Annotated in this window: 2 protein-coding genes; one reads left to right on the top strand and one right to left on the bottom strand. The window is 68.0% G+C overall.

All coding sequences use genetic code 11. The annotated features are described in order from the left end of the window. The coding region (locus tag AB0N17_RS46595; RefSeq protein ID WP_366017717.1) for a S1 family peptidase at window positions 1–924 on the bottom strand (924 nt) is incomplete at its 3' end. 374 nt (window positions 925–1,298) lie between these two features. Between AB0N17_RS46595 and AB0N17_RS46600 the strand changes: the two genes are divergently transcribed. Then, the coding region (locus tag AB0N17_RS46600) for a hypothetical protein (protein ID WP_366017718.1) at window positions 1,299–1,524 on the top strand (226 nt) is incomplete at its 3' end.

The following is a 1,524-nucleotide window of genomic DNA, read 5'->3' on the forward strand; positions in this document are numbered from 1 at the left end:
GACGGTGGCGTCGAGGCCGGTGACCTGGCCGTCGTGCAGACCGGTGGTGGAGCCCATCCGGAACACCGTCTCGCCGACGGTGGCGTCGGCGGCCTGGGTGATCTGCACGGTCTGGCCGTTGCCGACGGTGACCTCGCTCGGCGGCTTGGTGGCGGGGTCGTTGTACTTGACGAGCGAGAAGTCGTTGCCCGGGAACTTGGCCTGGTCGACGGTGGCGATGGGCTGCCCGTTCTGGGAGTCGGACCAGTCCTTGGCGGCCACCCCGCAGTGACCGGCCGTCAGGAAGGCGGGACTGCCGTCGGAGGCGGTGACGTTGAAGCCGAGGGAGCAGCGCACGCCCCCGCCCTGCACCTGGGAGAAGATGGCGTCGCCGCCGGAGGCGAGGGTGTTGAAGGTGCCGGCGGACTTCTTCAGGGTGGCCATGCCGGATCCGAGGCTCTGCACGGTCGACTGCAGTCTGTTCCACTTGGCACCGGTGACGGAGCTGTCGGCGGTGACCTGGACCTTGTTGGTGCGTGGGTCGATGGCCCAGGAGGTGCCGGGGATGGTCGCCTTGGCCTTCAGGGTCTTCGCGGCGGCCTTGAGGTCGGCGGTGCTGTTGTTCACCTTGCGGACGACCACGCCCGCCTTCTTCGCCTGCACGATGACGCTGTTGTCGCTATTGACCACGTTGACGACCAGCTGCTGCTTGCCCTTGTCGTAGTAGGAGCCGGTGATGGCATCGCCCAGTGCTTTCTGCAGCTGGGCGGCGAGGCCAGAGGCCTCGGTGGCCTTCAGGGTCTGTGCGCCGTCGGTGGTGGCCTGCGCCTGGCTCTTGTCCTGCGAGGCGTTCGCGTTGGGCAGCAGGGGGGCCGCCGCTCCGAGTGCCGCGACACCGCCCACCGCTATCGCGGTTTTGCGCTTGGGTATTCGCTTGTGACTCAAACTTCTCGACCTCCTGGCAACGGGGGTCTGCCGCTCATGGGCAGGTCGTATCGGGGCGCCTGGATGGCCGTACGTACGCACCAGCCGCACGGTGTGTTCAATTCCGTTTCCTAACCGCCGTGCAGGGCGAATCGGCCCTGCTCCGCATGCCGCCCGGCACGGTCATGGCCGGGGGCGGTGCGGCGGCCCTTCACGCTCCACCCTGGAATACTGAGGAGGCCTTCGTGACCGATCCCCTCCAGCCCACCCCACCAAGGACGACACGTTCGCTGCGCTGACCACCTGCTTCACCGCCGACCTCGCCGCGATCCTCGGTGAGGAACCGCCGGTCGGCATCACCGCAACTGGCGTTCATCGACCTCGTGGAGCGCGCCATGCACGTCTTCGGCGCAGCGAACGTCGACTACCTGCAGCGCGCCGACGAAGAACTGGATCACGCGATCGGCCACCTCACCGACACACTGACCAGCACCGGCGGCGACCAGCGCGATCGGCTGGCTGACCGCGCACGCATCTGCGGTACGCCATCGAAACGACCCGGCAGGGGCGGGCGCAGTGGCCCCTCAACCACGAGAAGCCGGCCGTCCAACTCGAGCTATG

This window comes from Streptomyces sp. NPDC051133, from assembly GCF_040682635.1.
Classification (GTDB): domain Bacteria; phylum Actinomycetota; class Actinomycetes; order Streptomycetales; family Streptomycetaceae; genus Streptomyces.